Source organism: Bacillus sp. MMSF_3328, assembly GCF_030733525.1.
Classification (GTDB): Bacteria; Bacillota; Bacilli; order Bacillales; family Cytobacillaceae; genus Bacillus_AB; species Bacillus_AB infantis.
Genome location: NZ_JASHIV010000013.1, coordinates 1 through 22,637, shown reverse-complemented (window position 1 = coordinate 22,637; position 22,637 = coordinate 1). Strand labels below are relative to the sequence as shown.

The following is a 22,637-nucleotide window of genomic DNA, read 5'->3' as shown; positions in this document are numbered from 1 at the left end:
GTGAAACAGGATGAAAAATACAATAAAAAGCACAGGTTGGTTTCTTGTCGCTCTAATCACATGCCCATGCCATCTGGTTTTACTGCTTCCGTTGTTTGCAGGAACAGCATTGGCATCATACTTCACGGAATATAAAGATATTATTTTCATCATGATGGGTCTGTTGTTCGTTTTTGCTCTTTTTATGGGTTGGAGGAAACTTAATCCAGAAACAAAGAAAGAAAGCACAACGACACATGATTGTTGTAGCATGGAGAGGTTTAAAGCATGAAGGAAAGAGTGTCGCAATTAGCTACCATCTTTTCGGCTTTTGTTATGGCTGGATGCTGCCTGGGCCCGTTGATTTTTATCCCCCTGGGATTAACCGGTTTTGCCGGAGCATTAGCCTTCTACTCATTGAAATATCGATTATTGTTTAGCATCGTAACGATTATCCTTCTTGCTTACTCCTTTTACATGGTTTATGGAAGAAAGGGAAAAAGAAAAAGTTCTATCATCGGCTTATGGATCACGACATTTTTCGTTTTTTGTATGTTTCTTTTTTTATTTCTAGTTGAAGGTGGATTATAAAAATGAGGTGTTTATATGAGAGTACACTTAATTAGGATTAATTATCCCTTCTGTTAGTGGTTAGTGCGTGTAGTAACGAAAAAGAAGCACAAAATACTATAGATGCTAAGGAGCATGTAAAAGCTACCATTGAAAAAACTAAAACAGGGACATTTACGGTTTTGGGGATGGATTGTTGTCCGCCTTCAGTTGTCAAAGATGTTTTGAAACAAGTGAATGGTGTTGGCAAAACAGCCATTAAAGTCAGTGGAAGTAAGGGGAAAGTAACAGTATCTTATGATGATAAGAAAACGGATTTAAAATCAATTAAGTTGGCAGTGTCGGATTTAGGGCTTGGAGTCGAGTAAAAGGAGGGCTTTAACATGAAAAAATATCGAGTAAACGTTCAAGGAATGACCTGTACGGGTTGCGAAGAGCATGTTGCTGTTGCTCTTGAAAACATGGGAGCAAACGGGATTGAAGTGGATTTTCGCCGTGGGGAAGCTGTATTTGAACTTCCAAATGACGTAGAAGTTGAAACAGCGAAGAAAGTGATTGCTGAAGCTAAATATCAACCAGGAGAAGTTGAAGAAATACAATTGCAAGAAATGGTACAGTTAGGTGATGAAGGTGACTATGATTACATCATCATTGGTTCCGGCGGAGCTGCCTTTTCATCAGCCATTGAAGCCGTGAAATATGGAGCAAAAGTGGCGATGATTGAGCGTGGAACAATTGGTGGAACATGTGTAAATATTGGTTGTGTTCCTTCAAAGACCTTGTTACGTGCTGGCGAAATTAATCATTTAGCAAAAAACAATCCGTTTGTAGGATTGCATACATCAGCCGGTGAAGTTGATTTGGCGCCATTGATTAAACAAAAAAATGAGTTGGTAACAGAGCTTAGAAACTCTAAATATGTTGATTTAATTGATGACTATGGTTTCGAATTAATAGAAGGTGAAGCAAAATTCGTAGATGAAAAAACTGTTGAAGTGAACGGAGCACTTATATCGGCTAAACGATTCTTAATCGCGACAGGTGCTTCACCAGCTAAACCAAACATTCCTGGGCTTAATGAGGTAGATTATTTAACTAGCACGTCTTTACTTGAATTAAAGAAGGTACCAAAACGTCTTGTGGTTATTGGTTCTGGTTATATTGGCATGGAATTAGGACAACTATTTCATAATCTCGGCTCAGAAGTTACGTTAATGCAACGAAGTGAACGCCTCTTAAAAGAATATGATCCAGAGATTTCAGAATCAGTTGAAAAATCTCTAGTCGAACAAGGAATAAATCTTGTAAAAGGAGCAACCTATGAACGAATCGAAAAAAATGGAGACATAAAAAAGGTTCTTGTAGAAGTTAATGGCAAGAAGCGTATCATTGAAGCAGATCAATTGCTAGTTGCGACAGGCAGAACACCAAACACGGCTACTTTAAACTTACAGGCAGCAGGCGTGGAAATAGGTTCTCGTGGTGAAATCATAATAGATGATTATTCAAGAACAACAAATACTCGTATTTATGCCGCAGGAGATGTCACGCTAGGTCCCCAATTCGTGTATGTGGCAGCCTATCAGGGTGGAGTGGCAGCAGGAAATGCTATCGGAGGACTGAACAAAAAGCTAAATTTAGAAGTGGTTCCAGGGGTTACGTTTACGGGCCCGGCAATTGCAACCGTTGGTTTAACGGAGCAACAGGCAAAAGATAAAGGCTATGAGGTTAAAACATCCGTTTTACCGTTAGATGCCGTTCCGAGGGCCTTGGTTAATCGGGAAACAACAGGCGTGTTTAAATTAGTGGCAGACTCGAAAACAATGAAAGTTTTGGGAGCTCATGTGGTGGCAGAAAATGCAGGAGACGTAATTTATGCAGCTACATTAGCTGTCAAATTCGGTTTAACCATAGATGATATTCGCGAAACCCTTGCCCCATATTTAACAATGGCAGAAGGGTTAAAATTAGCTGCCCTTACGTTTGATAAAGATGTTTCAAAATTATCTTGTTGTGCTGGTTAAATCTTCTTTTTTGGAGCTTTTTTACCTTACCTTTTGCTACTAACGGGTCGCTTTAGTATAGTAAGAAACATTACTTCAATATTGATTCTTTTATACTAAGATCTTCCACACTCAGACGCTTTTCTAGAGTAACGAAAAAAGTCCAAATTCTCAATTTTAATACTGAGAAATTGGGCTTTTTATTATTGTAATTTCCTTATCGTTGTAAATCCGCATTTTCCTGACGCTACCCCATCAAAAAGATGATTCTTCCGTTGTTCCAGTCTGCTATTGTTTCGGTTGGACAAAAGAAAAAATTAAACAATATATTGAAAAAGGACTTACTCCTAATCCAGTAAAACATATTCGTGAAAACATAAAAGGAAACCGATGTGGTTGTGAGGTGAACAACCCTCAAGGTAGTTGTTGTTTAGGGAATGTTATTGGCTATATCAAAGAACTAACCTAAATAAAAATTCACCTTCAACGAAATGATCAAACTTTTTTATAAAAAATTGAACTAAGTATTGATATGAGAATCCATTTTTATCAAACTTTTAACATTTCAAAGCTACAATTAGCATGAAAGACGTAAATATTGTGTAAGGATATAGGAAACTGTTTTTTTATTTATAAAAAAAAGAAAGAGCTTGGACATTTATTGTAGCCCATGCTCTTTCTGTTGTTATTTTCTACCAACAATCGTCATACATAGAATGGTTTTGGTTCTGGTGGTTATTCGTGGTACTATTATTTGAATTTGTCTGTCCTGTATTTAAATTCTTTGATGTTGAGGTTTCATTAGGTATATTGTTTTGATGATTATTCATGAAAGAATCCATCATTTCAGAACAATAATCCATCATTTGTTGCAAATTTCCATTCCCATTCCCTTGACTAGGAGTGTTGTTTGAATGTGCAAGAGCAGCAGTGCCAATACCTAGAAATAAAGCAATAGCTACAAAAGACGTAAGTAATTTTTTCAATACTTCCACCCTCCTTTGTCTTCATTATACCCATATATATAAAATACGAAAACAGGGAAGATTGAAATTTACAAAAATTCAAAAATGATAAAGCTTTCTTTATAAGTAAAATAAACTTTTTTAAACAAACACTGAGTTTTACCTATATACATATTTTAGATTGATCGCTCGTATGAAAAGGAGGGTAAAAATGTATTATTATCCTAATCAATGGTATCAATATCCATATGTTTATCGATTAGAAGAAAATAATGGACAAGAGGAAAAGGAATGGGAAATTGAGAAAAAATTTATGGATGATATGAGGAAAATGATGTATCAGCAATTGTTGATGCAAAAGGAAATATTAGAAAAGATCCATCATATTGAAAGGAGATTATGTAATTTAGAAAGAAAGTATAAAGGCCTTTCATAATATATAAACAGGTTACTCCTTTTTTTCACTAAAAAAATTCTATGGGTGTAGCTCTTAACAAGTTACACCCATAGAATTTTTAACCTTCGAATTGATAAAGAGGTGTGCTTAAATATCTTTCTCCATTACTTGGAATAATCGCAACAACTTTTTTTCCTTTACCAAGCTTCTCAGCTACTTTCAAGGCAGCATATATGGCAGCTCCTGAAGAAATCCCACCAAGAATCCCTTCTTGTTTTGCTACCAGACGTGAAGTTTCAAAAGCTTGCTCATTCTCTACTGTAATGACCTCATCATAAATTTCAGTATCTAAAATTTCCGGTATGAATCCAGCTCCAATTCCTTGAATTTTATGAGGTCCTGGCTTACCGCCAGAAAGGACTGGGGATGCTACTGGCTCAACGGCAACAATATGTATTGCTGGAAACTTTTCCTTAAGGACCTGACCAGCACCTGTAACCGTACCTCCTGTACCAATTCCAGAAACAAAAGCATCAATTCCACCAATTTCTTCAGCTTGACCAACAAGCTCTTGTCCAGTTGTTTCTTGATGGATTTTTGGATTGGCTGGATTATTAAACTGCTGAGGAACAAAATACTGTGGATTTTCCTCCAATAACTCTTGAGCTTTGCGAATTGCTCCCCCCATACCTTCCGGTCCAGGAGTTAAAACGAGCTCGGCACCATAGGCACGGAGTAAATTTCGACGTTCCATACTCATGGTTTCTGGCATGACGATAATCGTTTTGTATCCCTTTGCGGCAGCTACCATTGCTAACCCAATTCCTGTATTTCCACTAGTTGGCTCAACAATCGTACTTCCCGGCTTTAGGATTCCATCTTTTTCAGCTGCTTCAATCATGGCTATAGCAATACGATCCTTTACACTACTTCCTGGGTTAAAATATTCAAGCTTTAAATAGACATCTGCATGATCAGGATTTACAACGCGATTTAGTTTAACAAGTGGAGTATTCCCGATAAGTTCTACAATTGAATTAGCCACTTTCATCAAAATCTCCTCCGAACAAGAAATCAAAAATATGTATGATTTGTGTCTCAGCGACCAGGGACAAGCCTTAAACGCTATGCTCAGTACGAAAAATAATGAGCAAAATGCAATGAAAGTTGAACTAAGTCATAGACAATACGTGATAACGACTGTGATATAGGGTGGTAATAAATAGCTATCGCCATTTCAGGAAAGATAAGCCCTATCACTGTGAAGGGCAGTGGTTCGTTAGATTTGGCTGCATTTCCTTCATAAATGGTAGTGTGTACGATCGAACATTGAGTGATTATTGCTATTGTTATTACTGTTGTGTGCTAACGCAGTAGTTCCGATTTCAATCAATAATACAATTTATCACCTCCTTTCGAAAGGATGATAAAAAAACTTAAAAGCTCTTTCCTGAAGAGTTTTACGGAATATTCATATAAAGAAAAACACACTTCATTTCAATAATAAAATAATCGTTTAATTAATAAAGTTATTTTGTCAATTTCTTTAAAAATCGAATGAGAAATGGATTTGTGTCTATAATCTAGGATAGATTTTTTTGTGTTTTAGATTCTCTATAAGTACTTATCATTAATAAAATAGCTCCACTAACTAAAAATACATCCGCAGTATTAAAAATTGGATAATTAATAAATGTAACTTCGAACATATCTGTTACTTCCCCAAAAATTAAACGATCTACAACGTTTCCCATTGCACCTCCTATAAAAAATCCAAAGGCTATACGTGTTAGCTTATCGGAGACTTTACGAGAATAAATAAGGCCAAAGACAATAACAATAATTGCAATACTAATCAAGAAATTTTTTTGTCCCGAAAAAATTCCCCAGGCAGCACCCGCATTACGATGAGATGTTAATTGAAAAACACCATTGATAAGTGGAATGGATTGTCCGTAGTCCATAAAATTTCGAACTAAATATTTACATAATTGATCAATACTTACTGTGAGAATAATGATCCAATACAAAGTCGTCACCTCGGAGTTCTATTTTCTATAAAGAATTGTACTTAATACTTTAAAAGTAAAGGGGATTTATCAGTAAAATGATCGTAAGTCATTACGGTTAATTGAGAATTTAATTATTTTCAAAATTTACGAAGTGAGACCACAGGTTAGAAAATATATTATTTTCTGCCATGATATAAAGGCCTAATCCTATAAACACAATTGGAATAACCCATCGGCCGTATTTCTCAAGTGTTTCAGAAACATATCTGAATCTTGCTAGACGATATCCGATTAAACACCAGACCGCAACCATTATAAAGAAAGTAACAACTGTAATGACCAGTTGGTTGTTATTTAAAGTAGAAAAGAACGGAACATAAATTCCAATATTATCTCCACCATTAGCAAAGGTGATAAAGGCTACACTTAAATAGAACTTATTAAATTTATTTAAACTGGAAAGAATAGCACCTTCATTTTCATCTTCACCCTTTATAAACAGTTTAACTCCTAGGTAGATCGGGATTAGTCCTAATAATCCTACCCACTGATCAGGAATGAGTGTTACTCCAAATGTAGCTAAAAGGCTAATTAAAACTAAAAGTGCAAAACCAAGATATTGGCCAATGACTATATCTTTAGGGTAAATACGACTTCCCTTCGGCTGCATGTTAACCGTTCGGCCATTACTTGCTTTAGCTTGTGAACTTGCCTGAGAGAACAGCAACATCAAGACAAAAATATCATCGATATTGGTTACTATAAAAGACCCTAAAGCAGAGAGAATAGTTAAAATTAAATTCATAAAAAAACTCCTTTTTAAAATACGGAATAGAATATATTTTGTTGTGTTAGTTTGTTACACATTCTATTATTTACCCTTCATGTAATGATTTAGAATTTCACTTTGCACGATCCTAAAATTAATAGATAGTATTTTAGGTGAAAATATTGGAAGTTATTATTCAAATAATCATTTGAGTATATTGTGCTTTTAGATTAAAATTATTAATGTAAAATGTGAACATTAAAATGTTGGTTTGAATGAAAATAAAAAGGGAGAGTAAAATGAAAAACAAAAGAACCAGATCTATTGTACGTATTAGCCTTCTACTTCTTATGGCTTTAGCAGTAGCCTATACTCTTTATCAAAACTTTTTCACTGAAAGAATACGGGATCAAGCACCTGATTTTGTTCTTGAAGATATGAACGGTAACAACGTTCAACTTTCTGATTTAAAAGGAAAAGGAGTTTTTCTAAACTTTTGGGGTACTTGGTGCAAGCCTTGTGAAAAGGAAATGCCATATATGGAAAGACAGTATAACCATTTTAAGAATCTTGGTGTAGAGATATTGGCGGTTAATATTGCAGAAAGTGATATTGCTATTGAATCGTTTGTAAATAGGCATGGGCTTACATTTCCTATACTTAAAGATAAAGATCGAGCTGTGACGGAAGCATATGACATAACCCCGATTCCTACAACATTTTTGATCGATAAGAAAGGAAAAGTGTTAAAAGTGATCACAGGAAGTATGACCGAAAGGGATATAGCAAATTACATGGAACTCATTAAGCCATAGAATTAATAAACAGTTAGGTGGTATCTTTTTGGAACAACTAAGCTTATTTCTTGCATTTGGTGCAGGTCTTTTATCATTTATTTCGCCTTGTTCACTTCCTTTGTATCCAGCTTTTCTTTCCTATATTACAGGAGTGTCTATAAATGACCTAAAAGAAGGAAAAGGTATTTTAAGAAGGAAAGCTTTTATACACACCATCTTGTTTTTGGTAGGATTTTCCATCATATTTTTAGCTTTGGGACTTTCTACTTCTTTTATCGGTACATTTTTTATGGATTATCAAGATTTGTTAAGGCAACTTGGAGCTATTGTGATGGTGTTTTTTGGTTTAGTTCTAACAGGGGTTCTTAAATTTGATTTCCTACTTTCTGATAAGAAAATTCATTTTCAAAAGAGGCCTTCAGGTTATATTGGATCAATTTTAATTGGGCTTGGTTTTGCTGCTGGATGGACTCCTTGTACAGGTCCAATTCTTGCAGGTGTCATTGCATTAGGTGTATCAGACCCAGGAAAAGGATTACTATACATGCTGTTCTATGTCTTAGGTTTTTCTATTCCATTTCTATTAATGTCTTTATTTATCGATAAGATGACTTTTCTAAAGAAACACAGTGCAATCTTTATGTCAATAGGAGGCATTTTGATGATTGTGATGGGGGGATTATTGTACTTTAATATGATGACAAAAATTATTGCAGTCTTAACAAGTTTGTTCGGAGGATTTACTGGATTTTAAGGGGTTTTTAGAATCATTCTTTTTAATGGATTAAAAAGCAAATCTGAAAAATTAAAAGTGTAGTTAAGTATATTTAAATGATTAAATCGTAAGGAGTTATTAGAATGGAACATGTCAAATGCGAATGTGGTCACTCCATTCCACATGGAACGGTTCTTTGTGAATCTTGTGGACGAACTATCGGGAATAAGAAGGATGAAGTTTCTGAAAAACTATTGGATATGAGATACGATGGAGGCGCAAGACGCTCACAAACATATAAAAAGTCACTTATCGATAAGATTTGGAACTTTTTCTCATCCGTTAAAGTAGGAATTTGGATAATTGTTCTTCTTTTAATTGCTTCTGCGATTGGAACCATTTTTCCTCAAGAGATGTATATTCCTCCAACCGTTGTCCCACAAGAGTTTTATAAAGATGAATATGGATTTCTTGGACAAATGTATTATGAATTAGGTTTTCACAATCTATATAGTTCATGGTGGTATTTTTTATTAATAGCAGCTCTTGGGATATCACTTGTTGTCGCGAGTTTGGACCGGTTTATTCCATTGTATCGCGCTTTGAAAAAGCAAGGGATTACACGTCATGAAAGTTTCTTGCGTAGACAACGTCTTTTCAGTGAAACAAATGTCGAAGAGAACCTTGATGAACAACTGGATTCGATAATATCCAACTTGAAGAGGAAGCGTTATCAAGTACGTGAAGAAAATGGTCATTTTCTAGCTGAAAAAAGTCGATTTTCAAGATGGGGACCTTATGTGAACCATGTTGGACTAATTATTTTCCTCATTGGAGGAATGCTGCGATTTGTGCCGGGGATGTATGTAGACGAAATGCTTTGGATTCGTGACGGTGAAACAAGTGTTATCCCAGGAACCGATGGAAAATACTATTTAACCAGCGATAAGTTCATTATGGATACCTATCAAAAAGATCAAGAGGATGAAGTTTTTTCTAATACTCTTTCACGAGTCGGAGATGGAAATGTCGTTAAAAACTTTCAAACAAACGTGACTTTGTATGAACGAAAGGGTGAAATTGTTCACGGGGCAGAACCTGAACTTGAAAAGATAAAAGATGAACAAATTAGAGTTAATTACCCCTTAAAACACGATTCATATGCTCTTTATCAAACCTCTTATAAATTAAATGAACTAAATAAGTTTAATTTTAATTTAGTAGACAAAGAGACAGAAGAAAGTTTTGGCAAGATTAAAGTTGATTTGTTAGAGCCAAACAAGGAGTATGATTTAGGCAATGGGTATAAAGTTGAAATTGTGACTTATTTGCCAAACTTCTATTTCAATAGTGAAGGTGTACCTGATACAAAAAACCGTGTTCCCGACAATCCAGCATTTGTATTTAACATGATATCTCCTGAAAAACCAGAAGGTGAAAGAAGCTTTATTGCCATTAAACAAACATTTGACCCAGACGAAGATAATCAATTAAAAATGAAATTTGAAGGCGTTGAAACAAAAAACCTGTCAGCCCTTACAGTTCGGAAAGATAATACGTTATGGTTTCTAGGAGTTGGCGGTGCTATTTTCATGATTGGAGTTATTCAAGGAATGTATTGGAATCATAGACGTATATGGATTAGACGGGATGGTGACAACGTATTAATTGCAGGACATACAAATAAAAATTGGTATGGTATACAAAATGAAGTGAACGGTATTTTAAAAGAAACCAGCATTCAAGAACTAACCGATCAAACAAACGAGAAAAGCTAAAATTCGTAAAGGAGGAAATGATGTGGTAGCCCTTAGCAGTAACTTATTATATGCAGCATTCTTACTATATCTAGTTGCAACATTTTTATTTGGAGGAGCTATTCGAGATAAGAGAAAACAATATGAAAAACCAAGTAAATGGGCAAAAGTCGCAATAACTATCACTATTCTAGCTTTTGCTTCCCATTTGGGATATTTTATTACTCGATGGGTCGCTTCTGGACAAGCGCCTGTTAGTAATATGTTTGAATTCATTACAGCCTTTAGCATGATGATGGTCCTGGCTTTCATAATTCTTTATTTTATCTATAAGGTAGCAGTATTAGGTTTGTTTACTTTACCAATAACATTATTGATTATTGCTTATGGGAGTATGTTTCCGACAGACATTTCTCCATTAATACCAGCACTTCAAAGCGATTGGCTTGCTATTCACGTAACAACAACTGCACTAGGTTCAGCTATTTTGGCCAGTAGTTTCATTTCAGGGGTCATTTATTTACTTCGTTCTGTTGATCAGACGAAACGCTCAAAAGGGACCTTTTGGCTAGAAGTTGTCATGTACACGATTGTGGCGACACTTGCTTTTGTAGTGGTTACAAGTGTTTTCAGAGGGATGGAGTATGAAGCCGTCTACAAATGGGTTGATAAAAATGATCAAGAGGTTGAAATGACATATAATCTACCTTCCATTGTAGGTCCAAATCAAGGTGAATTACTTACAAAAGGTAAAATGGAAGCCTTTGTTGAAGTACCAGCTATCATTGCAGCAGGCAAACTAAACACAGTTATCTGGTCATCTGTTACAGGTTTATTTTTATACGGGGTGCTAAGACTGATTTTAAGAAAAAGAATTGCTGCAGCGCTTCAGCCATTAACGAAAAATATCAAACTTGATTTGGTCGATGAAATCGGATACAGATCCGTTGCAATAGGTTTTCCAATATTCACTTTGGGTGCTCTTATTTTTGCGATGATCTGGGCTCAAATTGCGTGGACGCGTTTCTGGGGATGGGATCCTAAGGAGGTATGGGCCTTAATTACATGGTTATTTTATGCTGCCTATTTACACCTCCGCCTATCGAAAGGTTGGCATGGTGAAAAATCAGCATGGCTCGGAGTAATAGGTTTTGGAATTATTATTTTCAACCTAATTTTCGTTAATCTAATTATTGCTGGTCTACACTCTTATGCATAAAGAAATAAATTCTTTTAAAGCTAACTAAAAGTTTATGTGATAAATCTAAATTCATTTTTATCTATGTTATTGGAGGGGAATAATCTTGTAGATCCCCTCCACTTATGTAAATTGACAGTATTTTTGAAAATGTATTTTAAACATATCCGAATTTCTATTCTTATTCAACTCTCCTTATGATGAAAAGAAAGTAGAACCATCGATTTAAAAATTTCATCATCGATATAGTAAAATGCTAATTTACCTTCCTTTCTATAGTTAGCTACACCTGAGCGTTTTAAAAACCTCAAATGATACGAAGCTGTAGCTATAGAGGACTGAATAATATTAGCCACATCACATACACAAAGTTCCCCTTCTATAGCTAATGAAAGAATAATCTTTAATCGTGTCTCATCAGCAAGAAGTTTAAATTTTTTTGATAGATGAAGTGTACTTTTAGAACTTAACAAATCTTGTAACCTTGATACTTTTATAGGGTCATAACAATAGATCTCACATTCATCTTTTAGAGTATCTTTTATATTTTTATCAACTAATGACAATTTTCCCACCTCATTAAAAATATGTGATTAGCTTATAATGAGCAAGCTTTAATGTCAATATTCAAATATTTACTTGAATAAAGAAGCGAAGTGTTTCATATTCTTTTATGTCACAAATCGTAAGATCAACATGTTACTTTATTTTCGCTCTTAGTTTATAAGTAATCCAAAAATCATCATAAGTTATTATAAATGAAGGGATGCATGTTTAATGGATAAAAACAAGAAAGGTGATTATATCCCTGCACTAAAATACCATTGGATGACTCGATTTTATGATCCGTTAATTCAATGGGGAATGCAAGAAAAAAAGTTTAAAACGCATTTAGTTAAGCAAGCAAACCTCCAACAAAAGGAAACGATAATGGATTTAGCTTGCGGTACAGGTACGCTGGCACTTTTAATACAGCAATCACAACCTGGTGTGCAAGTAATTGGGGTTGATGCTGATCCTGAAATATTATCAATTGCTATGGAGAAAATTAAAGAAACTCAAGTTAATAATATCACCTTTGAGGAAGGGTTTTCTTATAAACTTCCCTTTTCCAATAATCTATTTCATCACATATTTACAAGTTTATTTATTCATCATTTAACTCTGGAAATGAAAAAGAAAACATTTGAAGAAGTTTATCGGACACTCAAATCTGGTGGCCAATTCCATATTATTGATTTTGAAAAGCCACAAAATTGGTTGATGCGTGTTGCATTTTTTCCTATTCAATTTTTAGATGGGTTTGAAACAACTTCAAATCATGTTAAAGGGGTTATCCCTAGCCTATTAAAAGAAACAGGATTTGTTTTAATAGAAGAAACTGGACAATTTTCAACTATCACGGGCACACTAAGGGCATATAAAGCTTTTAAGCCATAAGCTGTTTGATTTTTTATCAGACTTCTTGCATTATGTAATTTTTAAATGTCCATTTTACTGTAAATAGTATTGACCATAAAAAATTAAAACAGAGAGATGGGAATGACATACATGGAGAATATTTCACCTTTAAAAGCAGTTACGGATATCTGGAAGGTTAAACGAGGCAAACCAGAAGACATTCTCTCTCGGCAACTATCTCGTTTAACTGACCTTATTAGTTTTGCAAGATCAAACTCTCAATATTACGCACAAAAATATAGCGAGTTGCCTGAACGGATTTCAAGCATACAGCAAATCCCTCCAGTCACCAAATCAGAACTCATGGACCATTTTAATGATTGGGTAACTGATCCAGAAATCACCATAGAAGGTGTAAAGGAATTCGTGTCAAATATGTCATTAGTTGGACATCTTTATTTAGGGCGCTATATGGTTTCGACGACTTCAGGGTCAACCGGAGTACCTGGAATCTTTATTCAGGATAAAGCTTCAGATACTATCATGAAAACATTAATGGCTATTCGCGGAACAACAAAATTAAAATGGAGTGACATATTGAAAGTAGCAGCCAAGGGCGGACGAAATGCGGCGGTATGTTCTACGGCTGGTCATTTTACGGCATTCAGCACAGCTGAACGTCTGCGTTTAAGAAATCCTTCGAACGGAAAAATTAGAGCTTTTTCTATCCAATTCCCCCTTTCCACGCTTGTAAAAGAATTGAATGAATATCAACCAGCCTTAATTGGGGGGTATGCAACAGCGATGGAAATTCTAGCAGAGGAACAAAAAGCAGGTCGGTTACATATTCAGCCTGTTGCAATCCTTTTGGGGGGAGAAAAGTTATATCCAAATGTTCGTGCGAAACTAGAATCTGTTTTCCAAGCTCGCGTTCTAGATCTTTACGGCGGTACAGAAGCAACAGCCATGACTTTCGAATGTGAAGAAGGTCAGTTTCATGTAAATACCGATTGGATTATATTTGAACCGGTAGATGAATTTTACCAACCTGTGCCATCAGGAAAACAATCCCATTCGGTTTTAATTACAAATCTGGCCAACAGAATTCAGCCCCTAATTCGTTATGAACTAACTGACCGTGTCACCATGTTTTCGGAACCATGCAAATGCGGGAGACCATTCCCGGTCGTTCAAGTCGAAGGGAGAACGGATGACATTTTAAAATTCTCTACCTCCAACGGTCAAATCGTTCATATTCTGCCCTTGGCTCTAAAAACCATTGTGGAGGAAATACTAGGCGTAAGGCGTTTTCAACTAATTCAAACGGCACCAGATAAATTAACAGTACGTTTAGAAGTAGACGAGGGTAATCTTAGAGATCAAGTTTGGGAAAATGTTAGAGAAGCCCTATTAGATTACTTTGCTACCCAGGGACTAACTAACCTTTCAATAGAAAAATCGGAAGAATTGCCACAAAGGCACCTTAAAAGTGGAAAGTACCAGCATGTTTTGATTGATTATCTTAAATAAAACAAATATTAAATAACATTGACGTATATTCTGTACGCTAAGAGATTTCAAATTTGCTTAAAGTATTAAATTCACGTTTTTGCTCTGGACATATAAAGACAAGGCTAATTCACCTTAGTGTTGGAGAAATCAGTCTTATCTTTTCTATTTATTATATTAGATCCCAAATAGTACATAAAATAAATATCATAAACATTATTACTTTTAATAATAAGCTTTTTTTGTACTACACGTAACAAAAACGAACATTTTTGTTACGTGTAGTGATGATCAACTTTTAGTCTAGCTAACTCGTATAATGAGCGTAACAAAAATATGTCACAATATTATTCGTAACAATATTTATCACGAATGGATTTTGGTACAATATTTGATAGAGGAGAGGATGAACATGAAGTTTGGCTATATGCGTGTTTCTACATTTGATCAAAATTTGGATCGCCAAAAGAAACAACTTGAAGAATTTGGGTGTGATCGCATTTTCTTTGAAAAAGTAACTGGTACGAAACGAGAGCGACCGGAGTTGAATCGTATGTTGGAATTTTTGCGAATGAACGATACGGTTGTTGTGACGGATCTGACTCGTCTATCCCGTTCTACGAAAGACCTTATTGAAATTACAGAACTCATCTCACAAAAGGGAGCGCATTTAAAAAGTTTAAAGGAATCCTGGCTTGATACAACAACAGCACATGGGAAAATGTTGTTTACTATCTTTGCGGGTATTGCTCAATTTGAGAGAGATTTAACTTCTGAACGGACAAAAGAAGGGATTCTGGCTGCAAGGAAACGAGGAAAATATCCTGGAAGACCGAAAACCGATGAGGAAAAGGTTAAGTATGCCTTGTATCTTATGGACCAAGGGTTGAGTCGTACTGATGCTGCCGAGAAGGCTGGTATTTCTCGCATGACTTTGTATCGTAAGATGCAAAATAACAATAAAATCGAGTAGCAACCATCGGACAAAGGAATTCTGTCGATCATTTCTCAGATTTACTTTGCCCCTGGTTGCACGAACGCTGGTACTGCCCCTCTATAGGCTTCTTGAGATAAATCAAAGTATAATCTACTAGGATTATCAGTATAACCCGCTTGTACATTGTTTGTATCCACTAAAGTGACTGATAATAACAAAATCATGGAAAACAAAGCTGCGATACCTTTTTTAAACATTTGTCTTTTCCCCCTTTTTTTAACACAAGAGAGATTATCTACTAGTTTGCTAAGTAATTCAATTGGTTAACTAAAAGTTTTGATTGTTAATTTTTACCGTACTAATCTGTATAGGAGTGAAAGTACGGTAGGGCCGCGGGGGCTAAAGGATGCTTCCAGCCGGCTCACCAATCAATAACAGGGCTGGCACTGCCAATGCTTCTAGGGTTATCTTTTGCTCCTGGGTTCTGTAATTTATCAGCATAGCCAGGGGGAAACACCTCGGCTACAGGATGCAAATTACGTAAGGAGATGTAGGCAGATTCAAGATCCTAAGAGCAGCGTGACTGGCCACGTTATTGTTTATAGCTCCCCGGGGGATGGAACTGCCAGTGAACTCTCTTTGTAAATATTCACAGGATGGGCCCATATTGTCTACAGAACAGTAATAACATACTATTAATTCATTCAGACTGAACTTCTAGAGAGAGGATGGGAATGTCAGATGAAAATAATTACTTGGAATGCAGCAATGCGCTTTAGAGAGAAAATAGATGAAATTTTGCCACTCAAAGCCGACATTTTAATTATCCCTGAATGCGAATCTTCCGAGAAATGGAAGGAAAATCAAGTTAAACCTATTAATCAATTCTTATGGTTTGGTGATAATCTCAACAAAGGTTTAGGTATTATCACACTAAATAATAAGCTGCACATTGAACTGCACCCTGACTATGATCAGCAATACCGTTATGTAATTCCTCTTATTGTCTCTGGAGAAGAAAATTTCATCTTATATGCAATATGGGCCCAAAACCACAAAAAGATGTATTTTAGTTATATTGGACAGGTGTTTATGGCTATGCAGCATTATGCTAAAGTTTTGAATGCCCCTAGCATAATTGCAGGGGACTGGAACAGTAGTAAGAATTTCGATCACTTTAAAAAAATTGGAACCCATTCTGAAACTGTAGCCCTGTTAGATACGTTCAATATATATAGCGCGTATCACCACTACTTTGCTGAAGAACAGGGAAAAGAGACTCACCCAACTCATTACTTTAGAAAAGAGTTAGAGCGGCCATTTCATATTGATTATGTATTCATGAGTAAGGAATATCTCGACCGACTGACAAAAATCGAAGTTGGGACCAGGGAAGAATGGATAACCTATAGTGATCATCTCCCTCTAATTATTGAAATTGATTAGATTAGCGAAATAATATTTAAAAGAAGATTGCCGACCCCAGGTTGTTGGACTTATGGAATTGCTTTATACTGAATACTGTATCTACGAACATCTATGTACATAACCGTTAGGACGAAGCACCATTTTGAGCATATTATATGCTTCAAATGGTGCTTTTTCTTTTAGATAATCAAACAATCAAAGAAGTTCCCTTAGTTTTATAATGTGCCGCCTCCGCATATCTTTTTATTAATGTAGAACGGAGGGAGTATAAATGAATAATTTCAGAAAAGATAGTTGGTCTGAAGAGGAGGATAAAATTTTAGCTTGCCAAGTGTTAAACCACATAGAGACAGGGGGGACACAGCTGCAAGCGTTCGAGAAAGTAGGTGTCCAGTTAAGACGAACTGCTGCAGCCTGTGGATTCAGGTGGAATGCAACAGTAAGGAAGCAGTATAAAGAGGAGGTTGAGGTAGCTAAGCAGATAAAGAGAAGTGGCAAAGGAAATAATGAAGAATTTATTGGAAATTTAGAAATTTTCGATATTGTAAGGGCCCTATATGAACGGATCAATAAAACAAGTGAGATAGAGAGTAATCTTAAAGTTAAAATTGAACAATTAACAGAAGAAAACAAATTGCTGTCGGCTCGAAAAAGTATCCTTGAACAAAAATACTTTGAACTATTTTCCTTATTGGAGTCAGTCCCAAAAAAGAAAACTCTTACATGAATCTATATTGGGTTCATTTTTTAGATAAACATTGAAATCTTCATTAAATAGGATTATCTCGTGGATAAATGTCTATGATGCTTTCTAATAGTATTGCTTCTGTTTGTTCAAATTTATCAACTACTTTTATGTAATTATCCATCTCATTAAAGTAATGTATATGGCCGATTATTAACAGTGCGGTTTCTTTGTCAGCATATACTATGTTGACGGGCGTGTTAAACTCCATGCTATGACAAATCATTCTTATGGATTTTTCCTGGTTAGCCCGTTCAGTCCCCTTATCACTAAGCCTAAGTTGATTAAGCTTTTCTGCTTTATTTCTATCCCAAGTACTTTTATCCAGCACCATACTGATCCACTCCTATAAAGAACATATGTTCTTTATATGTTAGATGGTTTAATTATAAAAATCAACATAAATTCGCTTAATTTGGCTGCAATTACCCCAGGAAGATACTTACATCCTTATTAATTATGATATAATAATCACATAGATTCTTTTCTTTTTTATTTGGCCATTCCAATTTGGAATTTGCGGTTATAGACTAATTAAAGCCTTTGGGCTGTTTGAGAATCATAGCAAGTTTTGCTGTGAGAACAAACAACTCAAAGGCTTTTTTGCGTCTAGAAAAGATTCTTTGAACTTTGAGAAAGGGTATTAATATTTGCAGCGAACCTTTAATGGAACTGCTAAACTAAAGTATTTTGGAGGAATGACTAATGAGCAAAGAACAATTTATTGACTATTTATTAGAGAATTTTGATGAATTAACCACTAGTGATTTACAGGGGGTTATAGAAGCAAGATGTATTCAAACGGGAGAATATGAGGAGGAAATCTTACAAGCTGTCTATAAAAGGGTTGGCTAAATAATCCTATTGTAAAAGGCAGGATAAGCAAAGAAAGCGAAAAGGAAAAAAAGCAAAACTCCTGAGTAAAAAAAATAAGCCTTCCCCTTCGGCTATAAACGAGGTGGCGCATTTCAACCGCCATCTCGGATGGTTGAGTGTGGGAAAGGATAATATTATGCAGCTTTCATTGTACCATGAGCCAAAGTCATTTTATCAAGTCGCACGCGAGAGAGTTAATTATTATGGAGAACAGTATGCAGATCTATCGGATCTGATCTGTCTGATTATCGGAAACAAGGCGGAACCAGAAATATGTAACCTTTTATCTTCTATGTCTATCAAAGAATTGTACAATTTATCTTTAGATGAACTAATGGGACTTGGACTAACTAAACAAGTTGCTGAACGATTCTTGGCTACAATCCTTTTTGCTAAGAAGATAAATTCAATGTTTATGCCAGAGGTAGATTGTCTAAGGTCTCCTGAAGATGCGTATCATGCGGTTAAGTATTTAACTAATGAAGACCAGGAAACGTTTGTGGTTCTTGCTCTTGATACAAAACATCAATTAATTTCGCGCAAGGAAATTTATAAAGGGACTATAGATGCTGCCATCGTCCATCCCCGGGAGGTCTTTAGATTTGCCCTCAATAAGTCGGCAGCACACATTATTGTGGCCCATCAGCACCCGAGCGGAAATTGTTCTCCCTCAAGAGACGACTTCGATGTTACCAAACGGCTAAGTAAAGTTGGAGAGGAAATTGGTATTCCCTTAATAGATCATATTATTGTGGGGAAAAATAAATATTTTAGTATGAAAAAACAAGGGCATTTGTAATAGAAAAAGCATGAATCCTATTCAGGATCATGCTTTTTTGTTTAACTTGGTCCAGTGGGTAATCTGCCATCGCGAACTTTCTTCACATAAAATATGTTTCTCTATTTGACAAAACATTGAGAGCCCATGGATTGTTTATCTTGAAATAAGTTTTTAAAAAGTAACTTGTTAAATTTAGCAACTCACTTTTAAATTTAACAACTCACTTTTAAAGGAAGAAAGGGGAAAATCTATTCGGTTTAATTAATTACGCGTAAAATATCAATTTTACGATTATTATGGTTTGTGGTAAGATATTACCAACATAAAGACTTGATTAGATAAAACAATTCACCTGGTCACTTTATTGATTTATTAGTTGGTTGGATAAGTTTCATATTAAATTAGTAATATCACTAAAAAAGGAGATACAAATGATTATTAAATGGTTTGGACATTTGGGAACGCTCGCATCATTAATTGGAATAATATTTGTTTTAAATTCAATGAAAGAACCCCCTTTTATTTTAATGGGCTTCTTGATTTGCCTTTCTATAGTTTTATTTACACTCTCTGTAGTATACGAATTTAAAACTACAAAAAAGAAAGGATTATATTGTGATAATGAAAAAGAGATTAATGATTACATGATAAATTGGATCCAAAAGGGTGGCAGAGTAATTGTTTTTACACGTGATATGAGTTGGGCTCAACATGATGTTGAAGTAAAAGATATGTTATTAAGGAAGTCTAAAAATAAAGAATTAAATATTATATTAGCAGAAAAAAATGAATTTATCCAAGAATTGGAGGATAATGGAGCAGAAATTTATACTTATGGTGACCTTAATTATACTCCTACTTCACGATTTACGATTGTAAGGAAAGGAAGAATAGATAGTAAAGTTGCAATTGGAACAGAAAAAGATGGTAAGCACTATATTGAAGAGTTTAGTGGCAATGATGGCTATCAGTTACCCATAGCAAATGATCTGGCAGAGATTTTAATCCAATACAATAACCTTATGAGGAGTTTGAAAAATGGACAAACTTCAACGAACACATTACAAGAAAGAAAATAGTCTATCTAAAGAGTGGGACACTATATCTAGTACAAGGTTTGAACAATTATCAAATCATAAAGACCTTAGTTTTGAATATATAATAAAACCTTTTATATTGCGCGAATTAAAAAAATTTGATACATCCAAGGTTATTGACATTGGATGTGGAACCGGTAACCTATCCTATCTGTTAAAAGATTCCGTAGATGATCTTATTGGTATTGACTTTAGCAAAAAGAGCGTCGAATTAGCTAAGAAACTATCCCAAGGAATTACTAATATACAGTTTTATCATAGTAATATTGAGGATTTCCATAAAAAGTATAAGGGAGCCCCTTTTACTCTTGCAATATCTAACATGACTTTAATGGATGTTAGCCATCTTGAAGAGGTGCTGGCATCTATATCAAATTTATTAGATAGTGGTGGTAAATTATTTTTCACAATTATTCATCCCTGCTTTTGGCCAAAATACAAAGGTTATGAAAATGAAGCTTGGTACAATTATAAAGAGGAAATATTTATTGAAGGTAATTTTAATATCGCACTGGAAAAGAATCAAAACCTAACTACTCATATTCATAGACCTCTGGAAAGCTACATGAAGGCCTTAATTAAATTCGGCTTTAACATTGAGGACTTTGATGAACTATTACCGGAAAAGGAATTTATGAATAAGTTTCCTAGTAAAATTACATATCCTCGCTTCCTTGCAATTACGGCAAAGAAAAAATAAATAATCGGAAAAATTGAATTTTACGCGTAGTTTTCGACAAACTTCGACAATCGTTAGTGGGATCTTAAAAATGGGTCCCTTCCCTTTTTTATATTAACTGAGGTGATTTACATGGCTATATCCAGACAACATATGATTCACGAGAAAAAACTCGAAGAAATGGTCAAATTGATGCCTCATTATGTTGGTGAATATGTAGATGATAAATTGGATAATCGATCTTCCTCTACCCTTTTAAATTATTTGCACGATTATAAACTTTTTTTCGAGTGGCTTATTAGGGAAGGAATCACAGATTGTGTTCATATCAAGGATATTCCCTTATCAGTCCTTGAAAACTTAAAGTTAGATGATGCTAAAAATTTCTTCAAGTATTTGCAGCGTCGGGAGATTCCCATCAACAAAACCGAAACCAAAAAGCCTGAAAAAGTCTCTATAAACCGTAAAATCTCAGCTCTTCGTTCCCTGTTTAAGTATCTTACTACTCAAACTGAAAATGAAGAAGGAGAGCCTTATTTCTATAGAAATGTCATGTTGAAGATAGAGGTTAACAAGGTAAAAGAAACATTGGGTGCCCGAGCATCTAAAATTTCATCAAAAATATTCCAGAATGATGAAGATGTAAGTTTCTTAAATTTTGTTCAAAATATTTATGAGACAGAGCTGCCGGAAGATTCGCGAAAGAAAGCGTACTTTAAGCGAGACAAAGAAAGGGATATCGCTATCCTCTCCCTCTTTCTCGGAAGTGGAATTCGTGTTAATGAGTTATCAAACCTTAGGTTAAGGGACTTAGACTTCCAGGAGAATACAATTAATATCATTAGGAAAGGCGGAAAGCAGGATACCATCCCCGTTGTGCCAGAGTCAATGGAAGATGTTAAGAACCTTTTGAAGATCCGTGCAGAGCGCTACAACGCTTCTAATGAGGACTATGATTATGTCTTTGTAAACAAAAAGAAAAATGTTGCTGTTCCCCTTTCCAATAGAGCTATTGGTGATCTGGTCAAAAAGTACACAAAAGCTTTTAAATCTAATAAGTCAATGTCTCCGCATAAATTAAGACACACTTATGGGACAAATCTTTGGGAAGAAACGGGAGACATTCACCTCCTGATGAGGCAGCTAGGCCATTCTTCTACCTCCACTGCAGCACTTTATTCTAACCCGGACCAAGAAAAAGCGAAGCAAGCTGCCAAACAGCTAGGCAAACGAAGAACAAAGTAGTAATTTTATATGTGTAAAAAAAGAGAGCTTCTACAAGCTCTCTTCAAAATAGGTTTCTAAATATGGATTTTTAAAGAACTAATTATCCTTATTACTGTAACTTAATAGTATCTCATCATCTGTTCTCACTTTTGCGGGATCCTCAGAAAAATAAAAGCTTATATTAGTTTCGGTTTTGAAATGTTCATATAAGGTTGGTCTCAGTAATGCTGCTTTCTGATTGTTTTCAGGCGATCTTTGTGCAAGCTTACCATCCTTTTTGAGTCCGTTTCTTTTTACAGCATAACAGTAAGTTCCTGCATCAGACTTCTTCAAGTATTCCTTAATAGAATTTGTTAAAGATGTATCTTTAACTCCCTTAACACGATTAGGTATGAATGTAGAAAAATGAATTGTAAACTGTTTAATAATATCCCCTAAATTTTCAGCGTATTCGATTTCGAAAAACTCTCTAAACTTTTTTATGTTTGGGATATTTATTTTATACAAATCTGCGTATGTAGAAAAACTTAAATTTTGTCCGATTTTAATAAATTCAAGCTTAACTATTGCGAAGTTATTATCTTTTTCTTCTCCTGGCATATATAATTTAACTAAAACAACATAAACCTTCTTTTTAAAATGAAAATGGAATGCATCTACAGCCCAATTTCTGTTCTTCAATTCATCCCTAATGACTTTTAGATTTCCTAATAAAGCTTCTTTTGTTTTATACATAATTCACTCCTTCTAAGGAAAACATTTTAACTAAGAGTTTCTACTATTCAATTGATTTAT

At 35.0% G+C, this 22,637-nt stretch carries 27 protein-coding genes and 1 pseudogene; 20 read left to right on the top strand and 8 right to left on the bottom strand.

Features of this window, described 5'->3' with window-relative positions; genetic code table 11:
• The first annotated feature begins 10 nt into the window (after nucleotides 1–10).
• From RBB45_RS18360 to RBB45_RS18340, 5 genes and pseudogenes are all read left to right on the top strand, one after another.
• Nucleotides 11–271: a hypothetical protein gene (locus tag RBB45_RS18360; RefSeq protein ID WP_047943211.1), complete on the top strand. Its 261-nt coding sequence runs from the start codon at nucleotides 11–13 to the stop codon at nucleotides 269–271.
• Nucleotides 268–570: a mercuric transport protein MerT gene (gene merT, locus RBB45_RS18355; protein WP_047943212.1), complete on the top strand. Its 303-nt coding sequence runs from the start codon at nucleotides 268–270 to the stop codon at nucleotides 568–570. Before RBB45_RS18360 ends, merT begins: the two co-directional genes overlap by 4 nt.
• A 50-nt stretch (nucleotides 571–620) precedes the next feature.
• Complete coding sequence (merP, locus tag RBB45_RS18350) at nucleotides 621–917, top strand: mercury resistance system substrate-binding protein MerP (RefSeq protein ID WP_220040973.1); 297 nt, start codon at nucleotides 621–623, stop codon at nucleotides 915–917.
• Nucleotides 918–932: 15 nt separating this feature from the next.
• Nucleotides 933–2,573 (top strand): mercury(II) reductase, encoded by a 1,641-nt coding sequence (merA, locus tag RBB45_RS18345; RefSeq protein WP_047943213.1) that lies wholly within the window; start codon nucleotides 933–935, stop codon nucleotides 2,571–2,573.
• Between the two features lie 232 nt (nucleotides 2,574–2,805).
• Nucleotides 2,806–3,021, top strand: a pseudogene (locus tag RBB45_RS18340) (putative iron-sulfur cluster-binding metallochaperone); the annotation flags it as partial.
• 223 nt (nucleotides 3,022–3,244) lie between these two features.
• Here RBB45_RS18340 and RBB45_RS18335 read toward each other — a convergent pair.
• Nucleotides 3,245–3,547, bottom strand: a complete 303-nt coding sequence (locus tag RBB45_RS18335; RefSeq protein WP_226752556.1) for a hypothetical protein — start codon at nucleotides 3,545–3,547, stop codon at nucleotides 3,245–3,247.
• A gap of 181 nt (nucleotides 3,548–3,728) precedes the next feature.
• On the opposite strand from RBB45_RS18335, the gene RBB45_RS18330 reads away from it, so the two are divergent.
• Entirely contained in the window at nucleotides 3,729–3,953 is a 225-nt protein-coding gene (locus tag RBB45_RS18330; protein WP_047943215.1) for a hypothetical protein, read from the top strand.
• 79 nt (nucleotides 3,954–4,032) lie between these two features.
• On the opposite strand, the gene cysK is transcribed toward RBB45_RS18330, so the two are convergent.
• The 3 genes from cysK to RBB45_RS18315 form a co-directional block, all read right to left on the bottom strand.
• Nucleotides 4,033–4,968, bottom strand: a complete 936-nt coding sequence (gene cysK, locus RBB45_RS18325) for a cysteine synthase A (protein ID WP_173427269.1) — start codon at nucleotides 4,966–4,968, stop codon at nucleotides 4,033–4,035.
• A gap of 529 nt (nucleotides 4,969–5,497) precedes the next feature.
• Nucleotides 5,498–5,953, bottom strand: coding sequence for a signal peptidase II (gene lspA / locus RBB45_RS18320; protein WP_371931619.1), 456 nt, complete (start codon nucleotides 5,951–5,953; stop codon nucleotides 5,498–5,500).
• A gap of 100 nt (nucleotides 5,954–6,053) precedes the next feature.
• A complete protein-coding gene (locus RBB45_RS18315) occupies nucleotides 6,054–6,731 on the bottom strand; it encodes a CadD family cadmium resistance transporter (RefSeq protein WP_047943217.1) in 678 nt (225 codons plus the stop codon).
• A 263-nt stretch (nucleotides 6,732–6,994) separates the two neighbouring features.
• Between RBB45_RS18315 and resA the strand changes: the two genes are divergently transcribed.
• The 4 genes from resA to ccsB all read left to right on the top strand — a co-directional run bounded on the left by resA (nucleotide 6,995) and on the right by ccsB (nucleotide 11,183).
• On the top strand, nucleotides 6,995–7,510 hold the full coding sequence (resA, locus tag RBB45_RS18310) for a thiol-disulfide oxidoreductase ResA (protein WP_306010083.1): 516 nt from the start codon (nucleotides 6,995–6,997) through the stop codon (nucleotides 7,508–7,510).
• Between the two features lie 28 nt (nucleotides 7,511–7,538).
• A complete protein-coding gene (locus RBB45_RS18305) occupies nucleotides 7,539–8,246 on the top strand; it encodes a cytochrome c biogenesis CcdA family protein (protein ID WP_047943219.1) in 708 nt (235 codons plus the stop codon).
• A 104-nt stretch (nucleotides 8,247–8,350) separates the two neighbouring features.
• Entirely contained in the window at nucleotides 8,351–9,985 is a 1,635-nt protein-coding gene (gene resB, locus RBB45_RS18300) for a cytochrome c biogenesis protein ResB (protein ID WP_306010082.1), read from the top strand.
• Nucleotides 9,986–10,007: 22 nt separating this feature from the next.
• Complete coding sequence (gene ccsB / locus RBB45_RS18295; protein WP_047943221.1) at nucleotides 10,008–11,183, top strand: c-type cytochrome biogenesis protein CcsB; 1,176 nt, start codon at nucleotides 10,008–10,010, stop codon at nucleotides 11,181–11,183.
• A gap of 164 nt (nucleotides 11,184–11,347) precedes the next feature.
• Here the strand turns inward: ccsB and RBB45_RS18290 are convergent, their stop codons facing one another.
• Nucleotides 11,348–11,728 (bottom strand): ArsR/SmtB family transcription factor, encoded by a 381-nt coding sequence (locus RBB45_RS18290; RefSeq protein WP_082138369.1) that lies wholly within the window; start codon nucleotides 11,726–11,728, stop codon nucleotides 11,348–11,350.
• A gap of 211 nt (nucleotides 11,729–11,939) precedes the next feature.
• On the opposite strand from RBB45_RS18290, the gene RBB45_RS18285 reads away from it, so the two are divergent.
• The 3 genes from RBB45_RS18285 (at nucleotide 11,940) to RBB45_RS18275 (ending at nucleotide 15,045) form a co-directional block, all read left to right on the top strand.
• Complete coding sequence (locus RBB45_RS18285; RefSeq protein WP_047943222.1) at nucleotides 11,940–12,602, top strand: class I SAM-dependent methyltransferase; 663 nt, start codon at nucleotides 11,940–11,942, stop codon at nucleotides 12,600–12,602.
• A 111-nt stretch (nucleotides 12,603–12,713) separates the two neighbouring features.
• Nucleotides 12,714–14,093, top strand: a complete 1,380-nt coding sequence (locus tag RBB45_RS18280) for a phenylacetate--CoA ligase family protein (RefSeq protein WP_053215731.1) — start codon at nucleotides 12,714–12,716, stop codon at nucleotides 14,091–14,093.
• A gap of 391 nt (nucleotides 14,094–14,484) precedes the next feature.
• The gene (locus tag RBB45_RS18275) at nucleotides 14,485–15,045 is read left to right on the top strand and encodes a recombinase family protein (RefSeq protein ID WP_098796766.1); all 561 of its coding nucleotides are present in this window, start codon (nucleotides 14,485–14,487) and stop codon (nucleotides 15,043–15,045) included.
• Between the two features lie 41 nt (nucleotides 15,046–15,086).
• On the opposite strand, the gene RBB45_RS18270 is transcribed toward RBB45_RS18275, so the two are convergent.
• The gene (locus RBB45_RS18270; protein WP_306010081.1) at nucleotides 15,087–15,266 is read right to left on the bottom strand and encodes a hypothetical protein; all 180 of its coding nucleotides are present in this window, start codon (nucleotides 15,264–15,266) and stop codon (nucleotides 15,087–15,089) included.
• 484 nt (nucleotides 15,267–15,750) lie between these two features.
• Here RBB45_RS18270 and RBB45_RS18265 point away from each other — a divergent pair, with 484 nt between their 5' ends.
• The gene (locus RBB45_RS18265; protein ID WP_306010080.1) at nucleotides 15,751–16,455 is read left to right on the top strand and encodes an exonuclease/endonuclease/phosphatase family protein; all 705 of its coding nucleotides are present in this window, start codon (nucleotides 15,751–15,753) and stop codon (nucleotides 16,453–16,455) included.
• 253 nt (nucleotides 16,456–16,708) lie between these two features.
• On the top strand, nucleotides 16,709–17,164 hold the full coding sequence (locus RBB45_RS18260; protein WP_306010079.1) for an RsfA family transcriptional regulator: 456 nt from the start codon (nucleotides 16,709–16,711) through the stop codon (nucleotides 17,162–17,164).
• Between the two features lie 43 nt (nucleotides 17,165–17,207).
• On the opposite strand, the gene RBB45_RS18255 is transcribed toward RBB45_RS18260, so the two are convergent.
• Complete coding sequence (locus RBB45_RS18255; RefSeq protein ID WP_306010078.1) at nucleotides 17,208–17,516, bottom strand: YolD-like family protein; 309 nt, start codon at nucleotides 17,514–17,516, stop codon at nucleotides 17,208–17,210.
• Nucleotides 17,517–17,887: 371 nt separating this feature from the next.
• Here RBB45_RS18255 and RBB45_RS18250 point away from each other — a divergent pair, with 371 nt between their 5' ends.
• The 5 genes from RBB45_RS18250 to xerS all read left to right on the top strand — a co-directional run bounded on the left by RBB45_RS18250 (nucleotide 17,888) and on the right by xerS (nucleotide 21,860).
• Nucleotides 17,888–18,037, top strand: a complete 150-nt coding sequence (locus RBB45_RS18250) for a hypothetical protein (RefSeq protein WP_306010077.1) — start codon at nucleotides 17,888–17,890, stop codon at nucleotides 18,035–18,037.
• A 139-nt stretch (nucleotides 18,038–18,176) separates the two neighbouring features.
• Nucleotides 18,177–18,857, top strand: a complete 681-nt coding sequence (locus RBB45_RS18245) for a JAB domain-containing protein (RefSeq protein WP_306010076.1) — start codon at nucleotides 18,177–18,179, stop codon at nucleotides 18,855–18,857.
• Nucleotides 18,858–19,270: 413 nt separating this feature from the next.
• On the top strand, nucleotides 19,271–19,918 hold the full coding sequence (locus RBB45_RS18240; RefSeq protein WP_306010075.1) for a hypothetical protein: 648 nt from the start codon (nucleotides 19,271–19,273) through the stop codon (nucleotides 19,916–19,918).
• The gene (locus RBB45_RS18235) at nucleotides 19,878–20,636 is read left to right on the top strand and encodes a class I SAM-dependent methyltransferase (protein ID WP_306010074.1); all 759 of its coding nucleotides are present in this window, start codon (nucleotides 19,878–19,880) and stop codon (nucleotides 20,634–20,636) included. The genes RBB45_RS18240 and RBB45_RS18235 overlap by 41 nt, the downstream gene beginning before the upstream one ends.
• Nucleotides 20,637–20,747: 111 nt before the next feature.
• Nucleotides 20,748–21,860 (top strand): tyrosine recombinase XerS, encoded by a 1,113-nt coding sequence (gene xerS / locus RBB45_RS18230; RefSeq protein WP_306010073.1) that lies wholly within the window; start codon nucleotides 20,748–20,750, stop codon nucleotides 21,858–21,860.
• A gap of 78 nt (nucleotides 21,861–21,938) precedes the next feature.
• Here the strand turns inward: xerS and RBB45_RS18225 are convergent, their stop codons facing one another.
• On the bottom strand, nucleotides 21,939–22,577 hold the full coding sequence (locus RBB45_RS18225; RefSeq protein WP_306010072.1) for a DUF6037 family protein: 639 nt from the start codon (nucleotides 22,575–22,577) through the stop codon (nucleotides 21,939–21,941).
• Nucleotides 22,578–22,637: the final 60 nt, after the last annotated feature.

Excerpts from the sequence above, each read along its gene's own strand:
- RBB45_RS18330 (WP_047943215.1), top strand. The coding sequence starts at position 3,729 with ATGTATTATTATCCTAATCAATGGTATCAATATCCATATGTTTATCGA.
- RBB45_RS18260 (WP_306010079.1), top strand. The coding sequence starts at position 16,709 with ATGAATAATTTCAGAAAAGATAGTTGGTCTGAAGAGGAGGATAAAATT.
- resA (WP_306010083.1), top strand. The coding sequence starts at position 6,995 with ATGAAAAACAAAAGAACCAGATCTATTGTACGTATTAGCCTTCTACTT.
- RBB45_RS18250 (WP_306010077.1), top strand. The coding sequence starts at position 17,888 with ATGAGCAAAGAACAATTTATTGACTATTTATTAGAGAATTTTGATGAA.
- RBB45_RS18265 (WP_306010080.1), top strand. The coding sequence starts at position 15,751 with ATGAAAATAATTACTTGGAATGCAGCAATGCGCTTTAGAGAGAAAATA.
- RBB45_RS18240 (WP_306010075.1), top strand. The coding sequence starts at position 19,271 with ATGATTATTAAATGGTTTGGACATTTGGGAACGCTCGCATCATTAATT.
- xerS (WP_306010073.1), top strand. The coding sequence starts at position 20,748 with ATGGCTATATCCAGACAACATATGATTCACGAGAAAAAACTCGAAGAA.
- RBB45_RS18255 (WP_306010078.1), bottom strand. The coding sequence starts at position 17,516 with ATGGTGCTGGATAAAAGTACTTGGGATAGAAATAAAGCAGAAAAGCTT.
- RBB45_RS18280 (WP_053215731.1), top strand. The coding sequence starts at position 12,714 with ATGGAGAATATTTCACCTTTAAAAGCAGTTACGGATATCTGGAAGGTT.
- merT (WP_047943212.1), top strand. The coding sequence starts at position 268 with ATGAAGGAAAGAGTGTCGCAATTAGCTACCATCTTTTCGGCTTTTGTT.
- RBB45_RS18285 (WP_047943222.1), top strand. The coding sequence starts at position 11,940 with ATGGATAAAAACAAGAAAGGTGATTATATCCCTGCACTAAAATACCAT.
- RBB45_RS18270 (WP_306010081.1), bottom strand. The coding sequence starts at position 15,266 with ATGTTTAAAAAAGGTATCGCAGCTTTGTTTTCCATGATTTTGTTATTA.
- RBB45_RS18315 (WP_047943217.1), bottom strand. The coding sequence starts at position 6,731 with ATGAATTTAATTTTAACTATTCTCTCTGCTTTAGGGTCTTTTATAGTA.
- resB (WP_306010082.1), top strand. The coding sequence starts at position 8,351 with ATGGAACATGTCAAATGCGAATGTGGTCACTCCATTCCACATGGAACG.
- RBB45_RS18275 (WP_098796766.1), top strand. The coding sequence starts at position 14,485 with ATGAAGTTTGGCTATATGCGTGTTTCTACATTTGATCAAAATTTGGAT.
- merA (WP_047943213.1), top strand. The coding sequence starts at position 933 with ATGAAAAAATATCGAGTAAACGTTCAAGGAATGACCTGTACGGGTTGC.
- RBB45_RS18225 (WP_306010072.1), bottom strand. The coding sequence starts at position 22,577 with ATGTATAAAACAAAAGAAGCTTTATTAGGAAATCTAAAAGTCATTAGG.
- RBB45_RS18360 (WP_047943211.1), top strand. The coding sequence starts at position 11 with ATGAAAAATACAATAAAAAGCACAGGTTGGTTTCTTGTCGCTCTAATC.
- RBB45_RS18235 (WP_306010074.1), top strand. The coding sequence starts at position 19,878 with ATGGACAAACTTCAACGAACACATTACAAGAAAGAAAATAGTCTATCT.